This window comes from Enterobacter cloacae complex sp. CARB60, from assembly GCF_036487345.1.
GTDB lineage: Bacteria > Pseudomonadota > Gammaproteobacteria > Enterobacterales > Enterobacteriaceae > Enterobacter > Enterobacter asburiae_D.
The window spans coordinates 670,734-687,259 of sequence record NZ_JAZKLC010000002.1; the positions used below are offsets into that span (position 1 = coordinate 670,734).

Here is a 16,526-nt window from a genome sequence, read left to right on the forward strand (position 1 = left end):
CAGTGGCTTCACAAAAGGAGATCGCAATGACGTTACCGAGTGGACACCCGAAAAGTAGACTGATTAAGAAGTTTATGGCTCTCGGCCCGTATATTCGAGAAGAGCAGTGTGAAGAGAATCGCTTTTTTTTCGACTGCCTGGCTGTATGCGTCAACGTGAAGCCTGCACCCGAAAAACGTGAATTCTGGGGCTGGTGGATGGAAATGGAAGCAGAGGAAAAACGTTTTACGTATAGCTACCAGTTTGGCCTGTTTAATAAAGACGGCAACTGGCAGGCCACCTCTATTAAAGATCAGGAAGTGATTGACCGCCTGGAATATACGCTAAAAGAGTTCCACGATAAGGCTCGCGCGCTGCTGGCTACTCTGGATCTCAAGTTCGAACCCGCGGATGACTTTTCCAGCGAAGCGGTGAAGCTGACTGCCTGATGGTGTTAGAGCGCCGGGTGGCGGCTTCGCCTTACCCGGCCTACAAAAACTGATGGTTTTCTCCCTCTCCCTGTGGGTGTACGGTCCGGGGACATAGTGAACACTTGTTCGGGGACATGGTAGACACTTACAACTAAGGCATAAGAACCCGTTTATGGAGTCGCTTATGCCCTGGGATGCGAGAGATACCATGTCATTACGTACCGAGTTTGTTTTGTTCGCCTCGCAGGACGGGGCGAACATCCGTTCCCTCTGCCGTCGCTTCGGCATTTCACCTGCCACCGCCTACAAGTGGCTTCAGCGCTGGGCTCAGGAAGGCCCATCCGGCCTTCAGGACCGGCCCCGCATACCGCACCATTCCCCGAACCGCTCATCTGACGACATCACCGCCCTGCTGCGCATGGCCCATGAGCGCCATGAACGCTGGGGCGCCCGCAAGATTAAGCGCTGGCTAGAAGACCAGGGGCACACCATGCCCGCCTTCAGCACCGTCCATAACCTGATGGCCCGCCATGGCCTGCTGCCGGGCGCTTCACCGGGCATTCCCCCCACGGGACGGTTCGAACACGATGTGCCGAACCGCCTCTGGCAGATGGATTTTAAGGGCCACTTTCCCTTTGGCGGGGGCCGCTGCCATCCGCTCACCCTGCTGGATGACTACTTCCGTTTTTCCCTGTGCCTGGCGCACTGTACCGATGAACGGCGCGAGACCGTGCAGCAGCAGCTGGTCAGCGTGTTTGAGCGTTATGGCCTGCCGGACCGGATGACGATGGACAACGGCTCACCGTGGGGAGACACCACCGGCACCTGGACGGCGCTGGAGCTGTGGCTGATGCGCCACGGTATCCGGGTGGGGCACTCCCGGCCTTATCATCCGCAGACGCAGGACAAGCTGGAGCGTTTTCACCGCAGCCTGAAGGCAGAGGTGCTGCAGGGAAAATGGTTCGCAGACAGCGGTGAGCTGCAGCGCGCCTTCGACCACTGGCGCACGGTGTACAACCTTGAACGCCCGCACGAGGCGCTGGATATGGCGGTACCGGGCTCGCGGTATCAGCCGTCAGCGCGGCAGTACAGCGGCAGCACAACGCCTCCGGAATATGACGAGGGCGTGATGGTAAGGAAAGTGGATATCAGCGGAAAGCTGAGCGTGAAAGGGGTAAGCCTGAGCGCAGGCAAGGCGTTCAGGGGAGAACGGGTCGGGCTGAAGGAGATGCAGGAAGACGGCAGCTATGAGGTGTGGTGGTACAGCACGAAAGTGGGGGTGATCGACCTGAAGAAAAAGTCGATCACCATGGGTAAAGGATGTTAAAAAGTGTTCACCATGTCCCCGAACACCTGTCTACCATGTTCCCGGACCGTACACCCCATGGGAGAGGGTGTAATCGTTCCCTCTCCCTGTGGGGGAGGGTTAGGGTGAGGGCATCAGGCCTTGCAGTCGTTGAAGAATGATATTTAACACTTCATCTTCGTTAACGCGAAATTCATTATTCCAGAACCGTACGACTTCCCAGCCGTTAGTATTCAAATAAGCAGTTCGTCGCCGATCGTAAGCCTCTTTTTCCTGATGTTGCCCCCCATCCAGCTCAACGATCAGTTTCGCCTTAAAGCAGGCAAAATCGACGATATAGGTCCCGATCGGCATCTGACGGCGAAACTTATACCCAAAGAAACGACGACCTCTGAGCAAATACCAGAGGCGTAATTCTTCGGGCGTCATTTGTTTTCGGAGTTGTTTTGATTTTTCCATCCCCACACTCTGCCAGCCTTTCCCTCAGCCGGCAGAACGGGATGCAAAATCCTGAATCAGCCTTCAGGAATCTTCGGCGAGGAACAGCTCAAGAAGGGAGTTTAAGAACAGTTTGCCGTGCTCGGTGATCTGCCAGTATTCCTCGCTCTCGGTGAGATACCCCTGGGCCAGCGCCTCGTCGATCTGCGGGCGAATCACCGACTCCGGCAGTCCGGTGTAACGCGAAAATTCCGCGCGCGGCGCGGCTTCCAGCAGACGGAAACGGTTCATAAAGAACTCAAACGGCTTATCCGCCGCCTCAACGTCGTGCTGACGCTCCAGGTAGCGGCCTTCCATATACCCGCGAGGATGACGGGTCTTAGCGGTACGCAGAATGCGCCCGTCCGGGAAGGTCACCTTGCCGTGCGCGCCGCAGCCAATCCCCAGATAGTCGCCAAAGCGCCAGTAGTTCAGGTTGTGCTGACACTGATAGCCCGGCTTCGCGTACGCGGAGGTTTCATACTGCTGATAGCCCGCAGCGGTTAGAAGCCTGTGGCCCTGCTCGAAGATATCCCACAGCGCGTCGTCGTCCGGCAGCACCGGCGGGCGGGAGCCGAACAGCGTGTTTGGCTCAATGGTGAGCTGATACCACGACAGATGCGGCGGGTTCAGTTCGATCGCCTGGCGCAGGTCGTCCAGCGCCTCTTCCAGCGACTGGTCCGGCAGGCCGTGCATCAGATCCAGGTTAAAGCTGCGAAGATTAAGCCCGGTCGCCAGGCTTGCCGCACGCTTCGCCTCTTCCGGGCCATGAATGCGCCCAAGACGTTTTAGCTTCGGCTCGCTAAAGCTCTGCACGCCGATGGAGATGCGGTTCACGCCCGCGCGCTGATAGTCGACAAAACGGTCGGCTTCAACGGTGCCGGGGTTGGCTTCCATCGTAATTTCAGCATCCGCCGCCAGGTTCAGGCGCGCACGCACGCCGTCCAGCAGCGTCTGCATCGCCGGGCCGGACAGCAGGCTCGGCGTACCGCCACCAATGAAAATGGTCTTAACTTCACGTCCCTGTGCGTAAGCAACATCGGCGTCCAGGTCGGCCAGCAGATGCGCAACGTAGTCATCGTGCGGCACTTCGCCCTTCAGCGCGTGAGAGTTGAAATCGCAGTACGGGCATTTCTGCACGCACCACGGGATGTGAATATAAAGACTCAGAGGCGGCAAATTAGCCATTACGCAGTGCTTCCAGTAACAGTTTCAGCGCGCGTCCACGGTGGGAAATCGCGCTTTTCTCTTCGCGGGTCAGTTCCGCAGCGGTTTTGCCCTCGGTCGGGACAAAGAAAATCGGGTCGTAGCCAAAGCCGCCGCTGCCAGCCGCTTCACGGGTTATCACGCCCGGCCAGCTGCCGTGGCAGACGATCGGCGTAGGGTCTTCCGCGTGACGCATATAGACCAGCACGCAGTGGAACTGGGCGGTGCGCTGCTCGTCCGGTACGTCTTTCAGGGCGACAAGCAGCTTTTCCAGATTCTGCTGGTCGGTGGCGTCAACGCCGGAGTAGCGCGCGGAGTAAATCCCCGGCGCGCCGCCGAGAAAATCCACGGCCAGGCCGGAGTCGTCGGCAATCGCGGGCAGGCCCGTAATCTGCGCAGCGTGGCGTGCTTTCAGGATCGCGTTTTCGATAAACGTCAGCCCCGTCTCTTCGGCGGACTCCACGCCAAGATCGGTCTGGGCGACCATGTCCAGCCCAAAGTCATTTAATAGCGAGGCCAGCTCGCGCACTTTACCGGCGTTGCCGGTCGCGAGAACAACTTTCTGCATGGTTTAGTCCTGTTCTTTCAGAGCCGCGACTTCCGTCGGGATAGATTGCGGATTAAGGATTTTTACCTGTTTATGTCGCCCAAGTTCACCTTTTTCAATGATGACCTGGCTTTTGGCGACGCGAAACTGTTTTGCCAGATATTTGGTCAGATGCGCGTTCGCCTGGCCGTCAACCGGCGGGGCGGTGATGGCGACTTTTAACTCGTCGCCATGCAGCCCAACAATACTGTCACGGCTGGCTTTGGGCTGAATATACAGCCGCAAAACCAGCCCGTCAGCGCAGGTGCTTACGGCACTCATAGCGCCATCCACAGCCCCGGCAGCAGCATGTTGCCAGTGGCCTGTAACAGCTCGGCAATCCCCATATTGGCCACATAGAGCAGCAGAACCAGGAGCATCGGGGAAAAGTCGATGCCGCCCATAGACGGAAGCAGGTTACGGATCGGACGCAGCAGCGGCTCGGCCAGCTGAATCAAGGCATACTCCACCGGGCTACGCCCCTGGCTTACCCAGCTCATGATGGCCATGACCAGCAGCACCCAGAAAATCAGCAGGCCGACGGTTTTGACCAGAATCAGGACCGCAGCAATCCAGATAATCGGCTGGAAGGTAATGACCATAAACAGCACGATTGCTTTGATAACGCTCAGAATAAACGCCACCAGCAGAGACGAACTGTCGATGGGACCCATCGCCGGGATAATACGGCGCAATGGTCCGACAATAGGTTGCGTGATTTTCACGACAAACTGCGAGAACGGATTGTAAAAATCACAGCGGGCCCACTGCATCCAGACGCGCAGCAAAAGCGCCATCGTATACAGCTCAAGCACAGTTGAGAGCAGGAAAGTCAACGTCTTCATGGCGTTCCTCAGGTTTCCTTATTATTTTGAGTAGTCGCGCGCACCGAAAATTGCCGTGCCGATGCGCACCATAGTGCTGCCTGCCGCGATGGCGGCTTCCATATCATCCGACATGCCCAGAGAAAGCGTGTCTACCGTGTTATAGCGCGCTTTAAGCGCCTCAAATGCTACAGCCATTTGCTGTGCCACGGCAAACTGCCTTTCATAACTTGACTCAGGTGCCGGAATGGCCATCAGCCCGCGCAGGGTTAAGCGCGGCAGTTCGGCCACCTCTGCGGCCAGCGCGTCCAGCTCGCTCAGCGCAATGCCGGACTTGCTGTTTTCGTCGCTGATGTTGACCTGAATAAGCACGTTGAGTGCCGGCATGTCTGCCGGACGCTGGTCATTCAGACGGGTAGCAATGCGCAGACGGTCGATGGTATGGCACCAGTCGAAGTGCTCTGCCACCAGACGGCTTTTGTTCGACTGCAGCGGGCCAATAAAGTGCCATTGCAGACTCGTCTTCCCCTGTTCCCGGAAGTAGCGAATTTTATCCACGCCTTCCTGCACGTAGTTTTCACCAAACGCCCGCTGGCCTGCATCAATGGCTTCTGCGATGGCGCTCGCAGGCTTGGTTTTGCTGACTGCAAGCAGCGTAATTTCTTCTGAAGCCCGGCCGCAACGCGTTGCAGCGGCTGAGATTTTGTCCCGGACCTGTGCCAGGTTATGCGCAATGTCGTTCATTTTCCGAGGAGTAGTCTATGGATGTGGAAGAAATTGTGGCCCTTAGTGTAAAGCATAACGTCTCCGATCTACACCTGTGCAGTGATTCACCGCCGCGCTGGCGCAGATTAGGCCGGCTTGAGCCTGCTCCCTTTCCGCCTCCCGACGTTGGGGCGTTATTAAAAGCGTGGCTCAACGATGAGCAGCAGGGAACCTGGTGGGCGAACGGGCAGGTGGACTTTGCCGCGACGGTAACGGGAGGCCAGCGTCTGCGCGGCAGTGCCTTTAAGCAGATGAGCGGTATCTCTGTGACGCTGCGGCTGTTGCCGCGTACCTGCCCGCAGCTCGCTTCGCTGGGCGCGCCGCGGGCAATCCCGGAACTGTTGTCCAATGACGCCGGGCTGATTCTGGTGACAGGGGCAACCGGCAGCGGTAAATCCACTACGCTGGCGGCGATGGTCGATTTTCTTAACCGCCATGCTGACGGCCATATCCTCACGCTTGAAGATCCGGTGGAGTTTATCTACCAGAGCGAGCGTTGCCTGATCCAGCAGCGGGAGATAGGCCAGCACAGCCCGTCATTTGCCGAAGCGCTGCGCAGTGCCTTACGCCAGGATCCGGACGTGATTCTGCTGGGAGAGCTGCGCGACAGCGAAACGATCCGCCTGGCGCTGACGGCGGCGGAAACCGGACATCTGGTGCTGGCGACGCTGCATACGCGCGGGGCATCGCAGGCGATTGAACGGCTGGTCGATACGTTCCCGGCGCAGGAGAAAGATCCGGTGCGTAACCAGCTGGCCGGCAGCCTGCGGGCGGTGCTGGCGCAAAAGCTGCTTCCCGATCTACAGGGCGGGCGCGTCGCGTTGTATGAACTGCTGGTGAACACCGCAGCGGCGGCGAATCTTATTCGTGAAGGGAAAACGTGGCAACTGCCCGGCATCATCCAAACCGGTCAACAGGCAGGAATGCAGAACTTTGACCAGAGCCTGGCGGAGAGACGGGCGCAGGGGCGGCTGTAGGCCCCTGCGTTTAAAAGCCCTGTTCGAAATAGCTTTCGAGGATGATGACTGCTGAAGCGGAGTCCACGCTGCCCTTGTTGAGCGCCCGGAAGCCGCCGTGCTCAAACAGGCCCGCACGCGCTTCGACGGTGCTAAGACGCTCGTCGTGAAGCTTCACGGAGACGCCAAAGCGGCCATGGATTTTATTGGCGAACTTACGCGCCCGGGCGGTCAGCGGCTGTTCGGTGCCATCCATGTTCAGCGGCAGCCCAACAATCACGTCATCCGGCTGCCACTCTTTGAGCAGACGTTCGATAAGATTCCAGTCAGGCGTGCCGTCATTAGCCTTCAGGGCCGTGAGCGGACGCGCGGTACCGGTGATGCGTTGACCCACGGCGACGCCAATGCTTTTGGTGCCAAAATCGAAGGCCAGAAGCGTTCCGCTCATCAGGCATGCCCCGCTACGCCAGGCATGGTCAGGATATCAATGCCAATCAGCTTAGCCGCGTCACGCCAGCGATCGGCGATAGGGGTTTTAAACAGGATATTCATGTCCGCAGGCGCGGTAAGCCAGGCGTTATCGAGGATCTCTTGCTCAAGCTGGCCTTTCTCCCACGACGAATAGCCCAGCGCCACCAGCACTTCAGAAGGCTGCTCTGCGGTGCCCAGCGTTTCGAGCACGTCACGCGAGGTGGTGATAACGGTGTTGTCGGAGATGCGAATGCTGGAAGAGAATACCGGCGGCGTATGCAGGATAAAACCGCGATCTTCTGCAAGAGGTCCACCCAGCATCACGGGTTTATCAAGCCGGATTTCCGGCAGTCGCGCTTCAGCCGGGATTTTCAGCTTGTCCAGAATCCCTTCAACCTGAAGATTTTCCAGCGGTTTATTGATGATAATGCCCATCGCGCCGTCTTCATTGTATTCACAAATATACACCACAGCGCGGCGAAAAATCGGGTCCTGGAGAGCAGGCATGGCAATAAGAAAGTGATGCTGTAAATTCATTGTCAGAGGTACTGTTTCCTGGTTTAAAAAGCGACAGCGCCCAGTATGGGGACAAACACAGGCGCTGTCACTAATAGTATTGTTAGGTTATTTCTGTAAACGTTTTTCGATAGCGTCCATCAGCATTCCGGTGATCGAAACCGGGAATTCCGCTTCAATTTCACGAATGCAGGTCGGGCTGGTGACGTTCACTTCGGTCAGACGATCGCCGATGATATCCAGGCCAACGAAGATCAGGCCTTTGGCTTTCAGCGTCGGGCCAACGCGACGGGCAATTTCCCAGTCGCTTTCGGTCAGCGGACGGGGTTCGCCACGGCCACCGGCGGCCAGATTACCTCGGGTTTCGCCACCCTGCGGGATACGTGCCAGGCAGTAAGGAACCGGTTCGCCATCCACCACCAGAACGCGTTTGTCGCCGTCTTTGATCGCAGGAATATAGTTCTGCGCCATGCAGTAACGCGTGCCCAGGTCGGTCAGCGTTTCGGCAATCACACCAATGTTCGGATCGCTCTCTTTCACGCGGAAAATCGACGCGCCGCCCATGCCGTCGAGCGGCTTCATGATGATATCGCCGTGCTTCTGCCAGAACTCCTTCAGCTGCGCTTTGCTGCGGGTCACCAGGGTTTCCGGCGTCAGGTCAGAGAACCAGGCGGTGTAGAGCTTCTCGTTGCAGTCGCGCAGGCTCTGCGGCTTGTTGACGATCAGCGTCCCTTTCTCTTCAGCACGCTCGAGAATATAGGTGCAGTAGATGTATTCGGTGTCGAACGGCGGATCTTTACGCATCAGGATGACGTTGAGATCGGCCAGGGCAATGTCCTGCTCGGTGCCGAATTCGTACCATTTGTCGTAGTTCTGCTCGACGTTAACGATGCGGGTGCGCGCGCGGGCTTCACCGTTGATAAGGTAAAGATCGTTCATCTCCATATAGTGGAGTTCAAAGCCGCGACGCTGCGCTTCCAGCAGCATGGCGAAGCTGGAATCTTTCTTGATGTTAATGTTTGCGATGGGGTCCATCACGATGCCGAGCTTGATCATGTTCTTCTCCGTTAATGCTTCAACCCAGATCGCCAAACCGTACCTGTAGCGCGGTAATGGCCGTGAGTGCCGTTGTCTCAGTGCGCAGAACGCGAGGTCCCAACAGAATATCAGTAAACTGGTAACGTGCCGTCATCGCAATTTCGTCCGCCGACAGGCCGCCTTCGGGGCCAATCAGCAGGCGTACGCGCTCAACGGGCAGGGGCAGCGTATTGATGCTGGCGCTGGCGCGCGGATGAAGATTGAGCTTCAGCCCACGGTCCTCTTCTGCACACCAGTCCTCCAGATCCATCGCCGGGCGGATCTCCGGAATACGGTTGCGGCCACTCTGTTCGCAAGCCGCAATGGCAATTTTCTGCCACTGCTGGATCTTTTTGTTCAGACGTTCCGCATCCAGTTTAACGCCACAGCGCTCAGAAAAAAGTGGCGTAATGAGGCTTACACCCAGTTCAATGGATTTCTGAATAGTGAACTCCATTTTCTCGCCGCGCGACATCACCTGGCCCAGATGGATGTGCAGCGGTGATTCCCGGTCATCCACTTCGCCACGCAGCACGTTAACGTGCACGCTTTTTTTATCAGACCGCGTGATTTCCGCGTCGAAAACCTGGTTCGAGCCGTCGAACAGCTGGATAGCCTGACCTGCGCCCATGCGCAGCACGCGGCCAACGTGGTTGGCGGCGTCATCAGACAGGGCGATTTCGCGGCCTGCGGTAATCAGTTCAGGATGGTAAATGCGGGGAATGCGCATAGTCAGAAATTCCATGTGTCATGCGATATAAGCGAATTGCCGTAGTGTAGGTTAGCTCTTTTGCGCCTGGCAAGCCCGCTGGACGTAAGGGTTGTGATTCCCCTGGACTCTGGCGATACGTTCGTCGCGCTGGCATTCCCACTCCGTCACCGGGTACTGCTTGTCCCAGGCGTTGAACAGCTGCGTCTGCTGGCGGGAGAGGTTGAGGTCGTAACGGTCACGCATATAGAAGTAGGTGCGGGCGATACTGCCGCGCGCGCGGGCAGGAGGCTCGGCGACTTTCTCTTTAAAATCAACCTTCATACCGCACTGGCCGTACTGGCCTTCGCCACCGTTCCACTGGCTGTACATGAAATTACCGCGGTCGCCGTTCACTTCACCTACGGCAGGCTGCAGGTTATGCATATCGCTTTCCATCTGGCGGTAAACCGGATCTTTGGCGCAGTTTTTACGTCCGCCATCCTGCCAGCACTGGCGCTGGTGGCCAAACTGCCAGGCCGGAACGACATGCTCCCATTCGATGCGGCTGGCGCGGTTTTCATTTTTACGCACCTTATAGCCGCAGGACTCAAGGTCAACGACCCCTTTTTTACCCTGCCAGTTTATTTTACAGCCGCAGTAGAAATCGCCCGGCACATCGGCGTTCACCTTCACGCCTGCTGCCTTGGCCTGGGAAAAACTGTTGATACCATCGGCCAGCGCATGGCCTGAGAGTGCCGTCGTCAGAAAGGCGACCGCGAGAGAAAAATTACGGGACATCTTACACTCCGTGTCAAAACGAGCCCGCAACGTAACGAATGTTGTTCCTGTATGCAATCAGTCAGATCAGGAAAGTTCCTGAAAGTTCAGATGATTATTCCGCAACCAGCGGCTCGCCGCATTTGACGCAGCGGTAAGTCGCCTCGCCGCGCACCACGCGATTATGGCGGCGGACGGTAAGCTGGTGCTGCTGACACTGGCAGCGGTAGGGGAAGGTATTGCGGCGCACCGATCCCAGCTCGAACTGATGGGTACGGCGTGCCGGAACGCCGAGCACCGCTTCCATCATCCACTTCCACTCTTTCCCGTGGGGCGCGACGCGTCCGAAGTGTTTCCACACCAGCAGATGCGCCAGCTCGTGCGGTACCACTTCCTCGATAAACGCCTGCTGGTTTTCCATCATCAGCACCGGGTTAAGGCGGATCTCATACGACTCAAGCCAGGCGGTGCCGGCCGCGGTGCCGCGCTGCTGATAAACGATTTTAGGTTCAGGGTAATTGCGACCGAGCTTCAGGTTCGCCTGGGCGAGTTTTTCCCGCAGGCTGCGCATAACGGCTTGCTGAAGGGCGATGGGGAGACGGGGTGCTTTCATAGGGGCAGAGCATAAAGCGCGAAGCGGGGAGGCGCAAGAGGCGCCTCCCGCATGAGGATCAGTCGTGGGCGCCGATTTCGCGCAGAGGACGACCTTTCATCAGGTTACGTTCAATATGTTCCAGAGAAACGTGTTTGGTTTCTGGAACCAGCCAGATAGTCAGCACAATAAAGAAGATATTCAGACCGGCGTAGACCCAGAAGGTGTTCGCGTTGCCCAGGGTATTGAGCATGGTCAGGAACGTTGCGCCGACGATCATGTTGGCAATCCAGTTGGTTGCGGTAGAGCAGGTGATACCAAAATCACGCCCTTTCAGCGGCTGGATCTCAGAGCACAGCACCCAAATCAGCGGGCCGGCGCTCATCGCAAAACCGACGATAAACATCAGCAGCATGCCTACCGCAAAGTACTGGGCGGTTGGTGAGTGAATGCCCACATGCATCATGGTACCGAGGACACCCATACCGACCGCCATCACCAGGAAGCCCAGCGTCAGGGTTGGCTTACGTCCCCAGCGGTCCACCAGACCGATGGCGATAAAGGTGGCCAGCACGTTGGTCAGACCCACGATGACGGTCCCCCACATCTGCTCGGTGGTGTTGGTATAGCCCGCCAGCTCGAAGATTTTTGGCGCGTAATACATGATGACGTTCATCCCAGTGAACTGCTGCATCACCTGAAGCAGTACGCCGAGGAACACCGCGCGACGGAAGTTGCTGTTCTCTTTAAACAGCGCCCAGCCGGACTGTTTGACCTTCAGGCTTTCGCGGATCTCTTCCAGCTCGTTTTTCGCTTCGGCGCTGGTGTCGCGCAGGCGCATCAGTACGCGTTCGGCATCGTGGAATCGACGTTTGGCGGCAAACCAGCGCGGGCTGTCCGGCAGGAAGAAGACGCCAATCAGCAGCAGAATGGCCGGGATGATGATCACGCCGAGCATCCAGCGCCATGCGCCGCTGTAGCTAAACGCGGTATCGGAAAGGTACGCGCCCAAAATACCGATGGTGATCATGAGCTGATACATCGAAATCATACTGCCGCGGATTTTCTCCGGCGCGATTTCAGACAGGTAAAGCGGGGCAGTATAGGATGCCACGCCCACGGCCAGGCCGAGCAGCACGCGGGAAACCAGCAGGACCTCAACGTTAGGCGCTGCGGCAGAGAAGAGTGAACCGGCAACGAACAGGATCGCGCCGATCATCAGGCTCTTTTTACGCCCGAGCTTGAAGGAGAGCCAGCCGCTGCCGACGGCCCCGACGGCCGCGCCAAACATCATCGAGCTGACCACCCACTCCTGGGTGTGAGCGCTGATCTGGAACTCGTCAGTGATGAAAGGTAATGCACCGGCAATCACGCCGATATCCAGGCCAAAAAGTAATCCTGCCAGGGCGGCGAGGAAACAGACGAAGAATGTCATCGCCTTGTTGGACGTACGCCCCTGTTTTTTATTGTCAGGCATTATGCCCTCCAGTTGGGTTATCAGTTTTATTGATGTAAAGGGTAGGTGAGTGACCCATAAAAATATGTGAGATTAATCACATAGGTGTAATCGGTTACACTAACGTGGAACCGTAAAAATAATTAAAGCTTTGAAAATATAGAGGTAAACGAGGTGATACGCATCGCGTTTGTTTGAATTTCGGACTTAACTGAAATGAAATGTAACAGCAGAAGAAAGGCGATCAGGCAAAGAGATTATTCTGAAAGCGGGATATATTCGGCATGGTGTAAGCGGTTTCAAACATTGCCGGGTGGCGGCTGCGCCTTACCCGGCCTACCAACACCGCAAAACCCGTATGCCCGTGCAAGCGAAGCGCCGCCGGGCAAAGATGATTGCACAAATGCAAAAGGCCAGACCGAAGGCTGGCCTTTTATAAAGCAGCTGTCAGTCGATTACTTCAGACCGGCAGCTTCACGCAGCAGGGCGGCTTTGTCGGTTTTTTCCCATGGGAAATGTTCACGACCAAAGTGACCGTATGCCGCGGTTTCTTTGTAGATTGGGTGCAGCAGATCCAGCATCTGAATCAGACCGTATGGACGCAGGTCGAAGAACTCGCGCACCAGCAGCGTCAGCTGTTCTGAAGGCACTTTTTCAGTACCGAAGGTTTCAACCATGATGGAGGTTGGTTCAGCCACGCCGATAGCGTAGGAAACCTGGATCTCACAGCGGTCAGCCAGACCGGCAGCAACGATGTTTTTCGCCACATAACGTGCAGCGTACGCCGCAGAACGGTCAACTTTAGACGGATCTTTACCGGAGAACGCACCGCCACCGTGACGCGCCATGCCGCCGTAGGTATCAACGATGATTTTACGACCGGTCAGACCACAGTCACCCATTGGGCCGCCGATAACGAAGCGTCCGGTTGGGTTGATGAAGAATTTGGTCGCAGAGCTCAGCCATTCGGTCGGCAGAACCGGCTTGATGATCTCTTCCATCACTGCTTCCTGCAGGGATTTCTGATCGATATCTTCGGAGTGCTGGGTAGACAGAACCACCGCGTCAATACCGACGATTTTGCCGTCATCGTACTGGAAGGTGACCTGGCTTTTCGCATCCGGGCGCAGCCACGGCAGGGTGCCGTTTTTACGCACTTCAGCCTGACGCTGCACCAGACGGTGTGCGTAGGTGACCGGTGCTGGCATCAGCACGTCGGTTTCGTTGGTTGCATAGCCGAACATCAGACCCTGGTCGCCCGCGCCCTGTTCCAGCGGATCGGCACGGTCAACGCCCTGGTTGATGTCGGGAGACTGTTTGCCAATCGCGCTCAGTACCGCGCAGGAGTTGGCATCAAAGCCCATATCAGAATGCACATAGCCGATCTCACGCACCGTGTTACGGGTGATCTCTTCGATATCAACCCATGCGCTGGTGGTGATCTCACCGCCAACCAGAACCATGCCGGTTTTGACATAGGTTTCACACGCTACGCGCGCTTTTGGATCCTGCGCCAGGATCGCATCCAGCACCGCATCGGAGATTTGGTCAGCAATTTTATCAGGATGTCCTTCTGATACAGACTCGGACGTAAACAGGTGTTTTGCCATGTTTTATTTCACCTAAGAGGAATTTGGTTAGCTCAAGCTGCTGTGTGGAATAGCCAAAGGAGATAATTCTACCAAGGCCTGCAGGTTTTTGACACTGGCAGTATGAGTGTTAATCAGTATAGATGGATTAACATCTGGATGGCTATTTTAGGTCACTTCTTCGCCCGATTTCCAGTTTTTTTTGACTAACCTCTCACTCAGTTGAAATTGCGGCTGGCAATAATTCCTGACGGCCCCGGCAACACGCACATTTATCTTTTGCTTTTTACCCCTGTTCTCGGTATAAAACGCGGCGCGCGGCTCATACAAAAAAGCGCTCGATGAACTCATCGTGTCGCCACTTCCAGCCGGGTTAAGCAGTGAACTTTTAGCTTTGGCTTGTGGTCCGTTTCAGCAGAGGCGGCCGTGGAGGTGATAACAGATAATGAACCATCGTTTTCCGCTAATTCAGCGCAGCCGTTCTGGCGCGTATTTGATTCCCGCAACCCGCATTTCTAGTCTGCAAACCTGCCGATGTTATACCCATCTCGGCGCTTCTCAGGATTCAAGGGCCGGTTACGCTCTGTGAAAACTGAACAAGGGCGCTCTTGTTAATACAAGAGTTTTCTCGTGGTTTCGCCGAACCTTGTCATACAGAGTTCGGATACGTGTTTTACAATGATATGAATAAGAAACCGGTCGCACGGTCTGGTTTTCAGCATACTCTGCTGGGAAACGGAGCCGTTTATGGGTTGTTATCGCCGTATAACGCTGCGATAGTAGTCAACTGTTTTACACTTAATACAAAGAGTTGAGGTTCGCTATGTCTGACGACATGTCTTCTTTTTCGCCTTCGTCAGCGGGCGAACAGGGTGTACTACGTTCTATGCAGGAGGTTGCGATGAGCTCCGAGGAAGCCAGCAAGATGCTGCGCACTTACAATATTGCCTGGTGGGGCAATAACTACTACGACGTCAACGAACTGGGCCACATTAGCGTCTGCCCGGATCCGGACGTCCCTGAAGCGCGCGTGGACCTTGCCAAACTGGTGAAAGCCCGTGAAGCTCAGGGCCAGCGTTTGCCTGCACTGTTCTGCTTCCCGCAGATCCTGCAACATCGCCTGCGTTCTATTAACGCCGCCTTCAAGCGCGCGCGTGAGTCCTACGGCTATAAAGGCGACTATTTCCTGGTTTACCCGATCAAGGTGAACCAGCACCGCCGCGTGATTGAATCCCTGATTCACTCCGGCGAACCGCTGGGCCTGGAAGCAGGCTCCAAAGCGGAGCTGATGGCGGTTCTGGCGCATGCGGGCATGACCCGTTCGGTGATCGTCTGTAACGGCTATAAAGACCGTGAATACATTCGTCTGGCGCTGATTGGCGAGAAGATGGGGCACAAGGTCTATCTGGTTATCGAAAAGATGACCGAAATCGCCATCGTGCTGGAAGAGGCTGAGCGTCTGAACGTGGTGCCACGCCTTGGCGTGCGTGCGCGTCTGGCGTCGCAGGGTTCCGGTAAATGGCAGTCCTCCGGCGGTGAAAAATCCAAGTTCGGCCTGGCGGCAAACCAGGTGCTGCAGCTGGTGGAAATCCTGCGCGAGCGCGGTCGTCTGGACAGCATTCAGCTGCTGCACTTCCACCTCGGCTCGCAGATGGCCAACATTCGCGACATCGCCACCGGCGTGCGTGAATCCGCGCGGTTCTACGTGGAGCTGCACAAGCTGGGCGTGAATATTCAGTGCTTCGACGTGGGCGGCGGCCTCGGCGTGGACTACGAAGGGACCCGCTCGCAGTCTGACTGCTCGGTGAACTACGGCCTGAACGAATACGCGAACAACATCATCTGGGCGATCGGCGATGCCTGTGAAGAGAACGGCCTGCCGCACCCGACGGTGATCACCGAATCCGGTCGCGCGGTCACCGCGCACCATACGGTGCTGGTCTCTAACATCATCGGCGTTGAGCGTAGCGAAATCTCCGAGGCAACGCCTCCGGCAGACGATGCCCCGCGTTCCCTGCAAAGCATGTGGGAAACCTGGCAGGAAATGCACGAGCCGGGCACGCGTCGTTCCCTGCGCGAATGGCTGCACGACAGCCAGATGGACCTGCATGACATTCACGTGGGTTATTCTTCAGGCACCTTCAGCCTGCAGGAGCGCGCGTGGGCGGAGCAGCTCTACCTGAACATGTGCCATGAAGTGCAGAAACAGCTCGACCCGAGCAACCGCGCGCACCGTCCGATTATCGACGAGCTGCAGGAGCGTATGGCGGATAAGATTTACGTCAACTTCTCGCTGTTCCAGTCGATGCCGGATGCCTGGGGTATCGACCAGCTGTTCCCGGTTCTGCCGCTGGAAGGGCTGAACCACGCGCCGGAACGCCGTGCGGTGCTGCTGGATATCACCTGTGATTCCGACGGCGCTATCGACCACTACGTTGACGGCGACGGTATCGCAACGACGATGCCAATGCCGGAGTACGACCCGGAGAACCCGCCGATGCTGGGCTTCTTTATGGTCGGCGCGTATCAGGAGATCCTCGGCAACATGCACAACCTGTTCGGTGATACCGAAGCGGTGGACGTGTTCGTGTTCCCTGACGGCAACGTGGAAATTGAGCTGTCCGATGAAGGGGACACCGTGGCGGACATGCTGGAATACGTTCAGCTGGATCCGAAAAAACTGCTCACCCAGTTCCGCGATCAGGTGAAGAACACCGGCCTGGACGATGCGCTGCAGCAGCAGTTCCTGGAAGAGTTTGAAGCGGGTCTGTACGGGTACACCTACCTGGAAGACGAGTAGCCGCTGATGCCCGGTGGCGCTGCGCTT

The 16,526-nt window shown here is 56.8% G+C and carries 20 protein-coding genes; 6 read left to right on the top strand and 14 right to left on the bottom strand.

What is annotated here, in order from left to right; all coding sequences use genetic code 11:
- Positions 1 to 26 precede the first annotated feature (26 nt).
- Complete coding sequence (crl, locus tag V4835_RS04285; RefSeq protein ID WP_023334619.1) at positions 27 to 428, top strand: sigma factor-binding protein Crl; 402 nt, start codon at positions 27 to 29, stop codon at positions 426 to 428.
- A gap of 166 nt (positions 429 to 594) precedes the next feature.
- Positions 595 to 1,737, top strand: a complete 1,143-nt coding sequence (locus V4835_RS04290; protein ID WP_442877306.1) for an IS481 family transposase — start codon at positions 595 to 597, stop codon at positions 1,735 to 1,737.
- Between the two features lie 99 nt (positions 1,738 to 1,836).
- Here the strand turns inward: V4835_RS04290 and V4835_RS04295 are convergent, their stop codons facing one another.
- The 6 genes from V4835_RS04295 to V4835_RS04320 all read right to left on the bottom strand — a co-directional run bounded on the left by V4835_RS04295 (position 1,837) and on the right by V4835_RS04320 (position 5,553).
- Positions 1,837 to 2,175 carry an endonuclease domain-containing protein gene (locus tag V4835_RS04295; protein ID WP_331411273.1) on the bottom strand — a complete coding sequence of 113 codons (339 nt, stop codon included), beginning with the start codon at positions 2,173 to 2,175 and terminating at the stop codon, positions 1,837 to 1,839.
- Positions 2,176 to 2,238: 63 nt separating this feature from the next.
- Complete coding sequence (gene hemW, locus V4835_RS04300; RefSeq protein WP_331411274.1) at positions 2,239 to 3,381, bottom strand: radical SAM family heme chaperone HemW; 1,143 nt, start codon at positions 3,379 to 3,381, stop codon at positions 2,239 to 2,241.
- The gene (locus V4835_RS04305) at positions 3,374 to 3,967 is read right to left on the bottom strand and encodes an XTP/dITP diphosphatase (RefSeq protein WP_331411276.1); all 594 of its coding nucleotides are present in this window, start codon (positions 3,965 to 3,967) and stop codon (positions 3,374 to 3,376) included. Before V4835_RS04305 ends, hemW begins: the two co-directional genes overlap by 8 nt.
- 3 nt (positions 3,968 to 3,970) lie before the next feature.
- A complete protein-coding gene (gene yggU / locus V4835_RS04310; RefSeq protein ID WP_023333349.1) occupies positions 3,971 to 4,267 on the bottom strand; it encodes a DUF167 family protein YggU in 297 nt (98 codons plus the stop codon).
- Positions 4,264 to 4,830 carry a YggT family protein gene (locus V4835_RS04315; protein WP_331411278.1) on the bottom strand — a complete coding sequence of 189 codons (567 nt, stop codon included), beginning with the start codon at positions 4,828 to 4,830 and terminating at the stop codon, positions 4,264 to 4,266. Before V4835_RS04315 ends, yggU begins: the two co-directional genes overlap by 4 nt.
- 21 nt (positions 4,831 to 4,851) lie before the next feature.
- On the bottom strand, positions 4,852 to 5,553 hold the full coding sequence (locus tag V4835_RS04320; RefSeq protein ID WP_331411279.1) for a YggS family pyridoxal phosphate-dependent enzyme: 702 nt from the start codon (positions 5,551 to 5,553) through the stop codon (positions 4,852 to 4,854).
- A 17-nt stretch (positions 5,554 to 5,570) separates the two neighbouring features.
- On the opposite strand from V4835_RS04320, the gene V4835_RS04325 reads away from it, so the two are divergent.
- A complete protein-coding gene (locus V4835_RS04325; RefSeq protein ID WP_063144918.1) occupies positions 5,571 to 6,551 on the top strand; it encodes a type IV pilus twitching motility protein PilT in 981 nt (326 codons plus the stop codon).
- A 10-nt stretch (positions 6,552 to 6,561) separates the two neighbouring features.
- Here the strand turns inward: V4835_RS04325 and ruvX are convergent, their stop codons facing one another.
- From ruvX to metK, 8 genes are all read right to left on the bottom strand, one after another.
- Positions 6,562 to 6,978, bottom strand: coding sequence for a Holliday junction resolvase RuvX (gene ruvX, locus V4835_RS04330; protein WP_021242076.1), 417 nt, complete (start codon positions 6,976 to 6,978; stop codon positions 6,562 to 6,564).
- Positions 6,978 to 7,538 (bottom strand): YqgE/AlgH family protein, encoded by a 561-nt coding sequence (locus V4835_RS04335; protein WP_008499752.1) that lies wholly within the window; start codon positions 7,536 to 7,538, stop codon positions 6,978 to 6,980. The genes ruvX and V4835_RS04335 overlap by 1 nt, the downstream gene beginning before the upstream one ends.
- 87 nt (positions 7,539 to 7,625) lie before the next feature.
- Complete coding sequence (gene gshB / locus V4835_RS04340; RefSeq protein WP_331411280.1) at positions 7,626 to 8,573, bottom strand: glutathione synthase; 948 nt, start codon at positions 8,571 to 8,573, stop codon at positions 7,626 to 7,628.
- A 19-nt stretch (positions 8,574 to 8,592) separates the two neighbouring features.
- Complete coding sequence (rsmE, locus tag V4835_RS04345; protein ID WP_331414078.1) at positions 8,593 to 9,324, bottom strand: 16S rRNA (uracil(1498)-N(3))-methyltransferase; 732 nt, start codon at positions 9,322 to 9,324, stop codon at positions 8,593 to 8,595.
- Positions 9,325 to 9,375: 51 nt separating this feature from the next.
- Complete coding sequence (gene endA, locus V4835_RS04350; protein WP_023333343.1) at positions 9,376 to 10,083, bottom strand: deoxyribonuclease I; 708 nt, start codon at positions 10,081 to 10,083, stop codon at positions 9,376 to 9,378.
- A gap of 94 nt (positions 10,084 to 10,177) precedes the next feature.
- On the bottom strand, positions 10,178 to 10,675 hold the full coding sequence (locus V4835_RS04355; protein ID WP_331411281.1) for a SprT family zinc-dependent metalloprotease: 498 nt from the start codon (positions 10,673 to 10,675) through the stop codon (positions 10,178 to 10,180).
- 58 nt (positions 10,676 to 10,733) lie between these two features.
- Entirely contained in the window at positions 10,734 to 12,131 is a 1,398-nt protein-coding gene (gene galP / locus V4835_RS04360; protein ID WP_063144921.1) for a galactose/proton symporter, read from the bottom strand.
- Between the two features lie 434 nt (positions 12,132 to 12,565).
- The gene (gene metK / locus V4835_RS04365; RefSeq protein WP_010435443.1) at positions 12,566 to 13,720 is read right to left on the bottom strand and encodes a methionine adenosyltransferase; all 1,155 of its coding nucleotides are present in this window, start codon (positions 13,718 to 13,720) and stop codon (positions 12,566 to 12,568) included.
- Between the two features lie 424 nt (positions 13,721 to 14,144).
- Between metK and V4835_RS24350 the strand changes: the two genes are divergently transcribed.
- The 3 genes from V4835_RS24350 to speA all read left to right on the top strand — a co-directional run bounded on the left by V4835_RS24350 (position 14,145) and on the right by speA (position 16,499).
- Complete coding sequence (locus V4835_RS24350; protein ID WP_442877307.1) at positions 14,145 to 14,288, top strand: hypothetical protein; 144 nt, start codon at positions 14,145 to 14,147, stop codon at positions 14,286 to 14,288.
- A 94-nt stretch (positions 14,289 to 14,382) separates the two neighbouring features.
- The gene (gene yqgB, locus V4835_RS04375) at positions 14,383 to 14,514 is read left to right on the top strand and encodes an acid stress response protein YqgB (protein WP_127312443.1); all 132 of its coding nucleotides are present in this window, start codon (positions 14,383 to 14,385) and stop codon (positions 14,512 to 14,514) included.
- An 8-nt stretch (positions 14,515 to 14,522) separates the two neighbouring features.
- A complete protein-coding gene (gene speA / locus V4835_RS04380; RefSeq protein WP_023309121.1) occupies positions 14,523 to 16,499 on the top strand; it encodes a biosynthetic arginine decarboxylase in 1,977 nt (658 codons plus the stop codon).
- The last annotated feature ends 27 nt before the right edge of the window (positions 16,500 to 16,526 follow it).

What these genes read in the sequence shown, in the direction of transcription:
- ruvX (WP_021242076.1), bottom strand. Translation starts at nt 6,978, where the DNA reads ATGAGCGGAACGCTTCTGGCCTTCGATTTTGGCACCAAAAGCATTGGC.
- rsmE (WP_331414078.1), bottom strand. Translation starts at nt 9,324, where the DNA reads ATGCGCATTCCCCGCATTTACCATCCTGAACTGATTACCGCAGGCCGC.
- V4835_RS04290 (WP_442877306.1), top strand. Translation starts at nt 595, where the DNA reads ATGCCCTGGGATGCGAGAGATACCATGTCATTACGTACCGAGTTTGTT.
- V4835_RS04305 (WP_331411276.1), bottom strand. Translation starts at nt 3,967, where the DNA reads ATGCAGAAAGTTGTTCTCGCGACCGGCAACGCCGGTAAAGTGCGCGAG.
- V4835_RS04335 (WP_008499752.1), bottom strand. Translation starts at nt 7,538, where the DNA reads ATGAATTTACAGCATCACTTTCTTATTGCCATGCCTGCTCTCCAGGAC.
- V4835_RS04325 (WP_063144918.1), top strand. Translation starts at nt 5,571, where the DNA reads ATGGATGTGGAAGAAATTGTGGCCCTTAGTGTAAAGCATAACGTCTCC.
- gshB (WP_331411280.1), bottom strand. Translation starts at nt 8,573, where the DNA reads ATGATCAAGCTCGGCATCGTGATGGACCCCATCGCAAACATTAACATC.
- crl (WP_023334619.1), top strand. Translation starts at nt 27, where the DNA reads ATGACGTTACCGAGTGGACACCCGAAAAGTAGACTGATTAAGAAGTTT.
- V4835_RS04295 (WP_331411273.1), bottom strand. Translation starts at nt 2,175, where the DNA reads ATGGAAAAATCAAAACAACTCCGAAAACAAATGACGCCCGAAGAATTA.
- V4835_RS24350 (WP_442877307.1), top strand. Translation starts at nt 14,145, where the DNA reads ATGAACCATCGTTTTCCGCTAATTCAGCGCAGCCGTTCTGGCGCGTAT.
- V4835_RS04315 (WP_331411278.1), bottom strand. Translation starts at nt 4,830, where the DNA reads ATGAAGACGTTGACTTTCCTGCTCTCAACTGTGCTTGAGCTGTATACG.
- V4835_RS04320 (WP_331411279.1), bottom strand. Translation starts at nt 5,553, where the DNA reads ATGAACGACATTGCGCATAACCTGGCACAGGTCCGGGACAAAATCTCA.
- yggU (WP_023333349.1), bottom strand. Translation starts at nt 4,267, where the DNA reads ATGAGTGCCGTAAGCACCTGCGCTGACGGGCTGGTTTTGCGGCTGTAT.
- speA (WP_023309121.1), top strand. Translation starts at nt 14,523, where the DNA reads ATGTCTGACGACATGTCTTCTTTTTCGCCTTCGTCAGCGGGCGAACAG.
- yqgB (WP_127312443.1), top strand. Translation starts at nt 14,383, where the DNA reads ATGAATAAGAAACCGGTCGCACGGTCTGGTTTTCAGCATACTCTGCTG.
- endA (WP_023333343.1), bottom strand. Translation starts at nt 10,083, where the DNA reads ATGTCCCGTAATTTTTCTCTCGCGGTCGCCTTTCTGACGACGGCACTC.
- metK (WP_010435443.1), bottom strand. Translation starts at nt 13,720, where the DNA reads ATGGCAAAACACCTGTTTACGTCCGAGTCTGTATCAGAAGGACATCCT.
- V4835_RS04355 (WP_331411281.1), bottom strand. Translation starts at nt 10,675, where the DNA reads ATGAAAGCACCCCGTCTCCCCATCGCCCTTCAGCAAGCCGTTATGCGC.
- galP (WP_063144921.1), bottom strand. Translation starts at nt 12,131, where the DNA reads ATGCCTGACAATAAAAAACAGGGGCGTACGTCCAACAAGGCGATGACA.
- hemW (WP_331411274.1), bottom strand. Translation starts at nt 3,381, where the DNA reads ATGGCTAATTTGCCGCCTCTGAGTCTTTATATTCACATCCCGTGGTGC.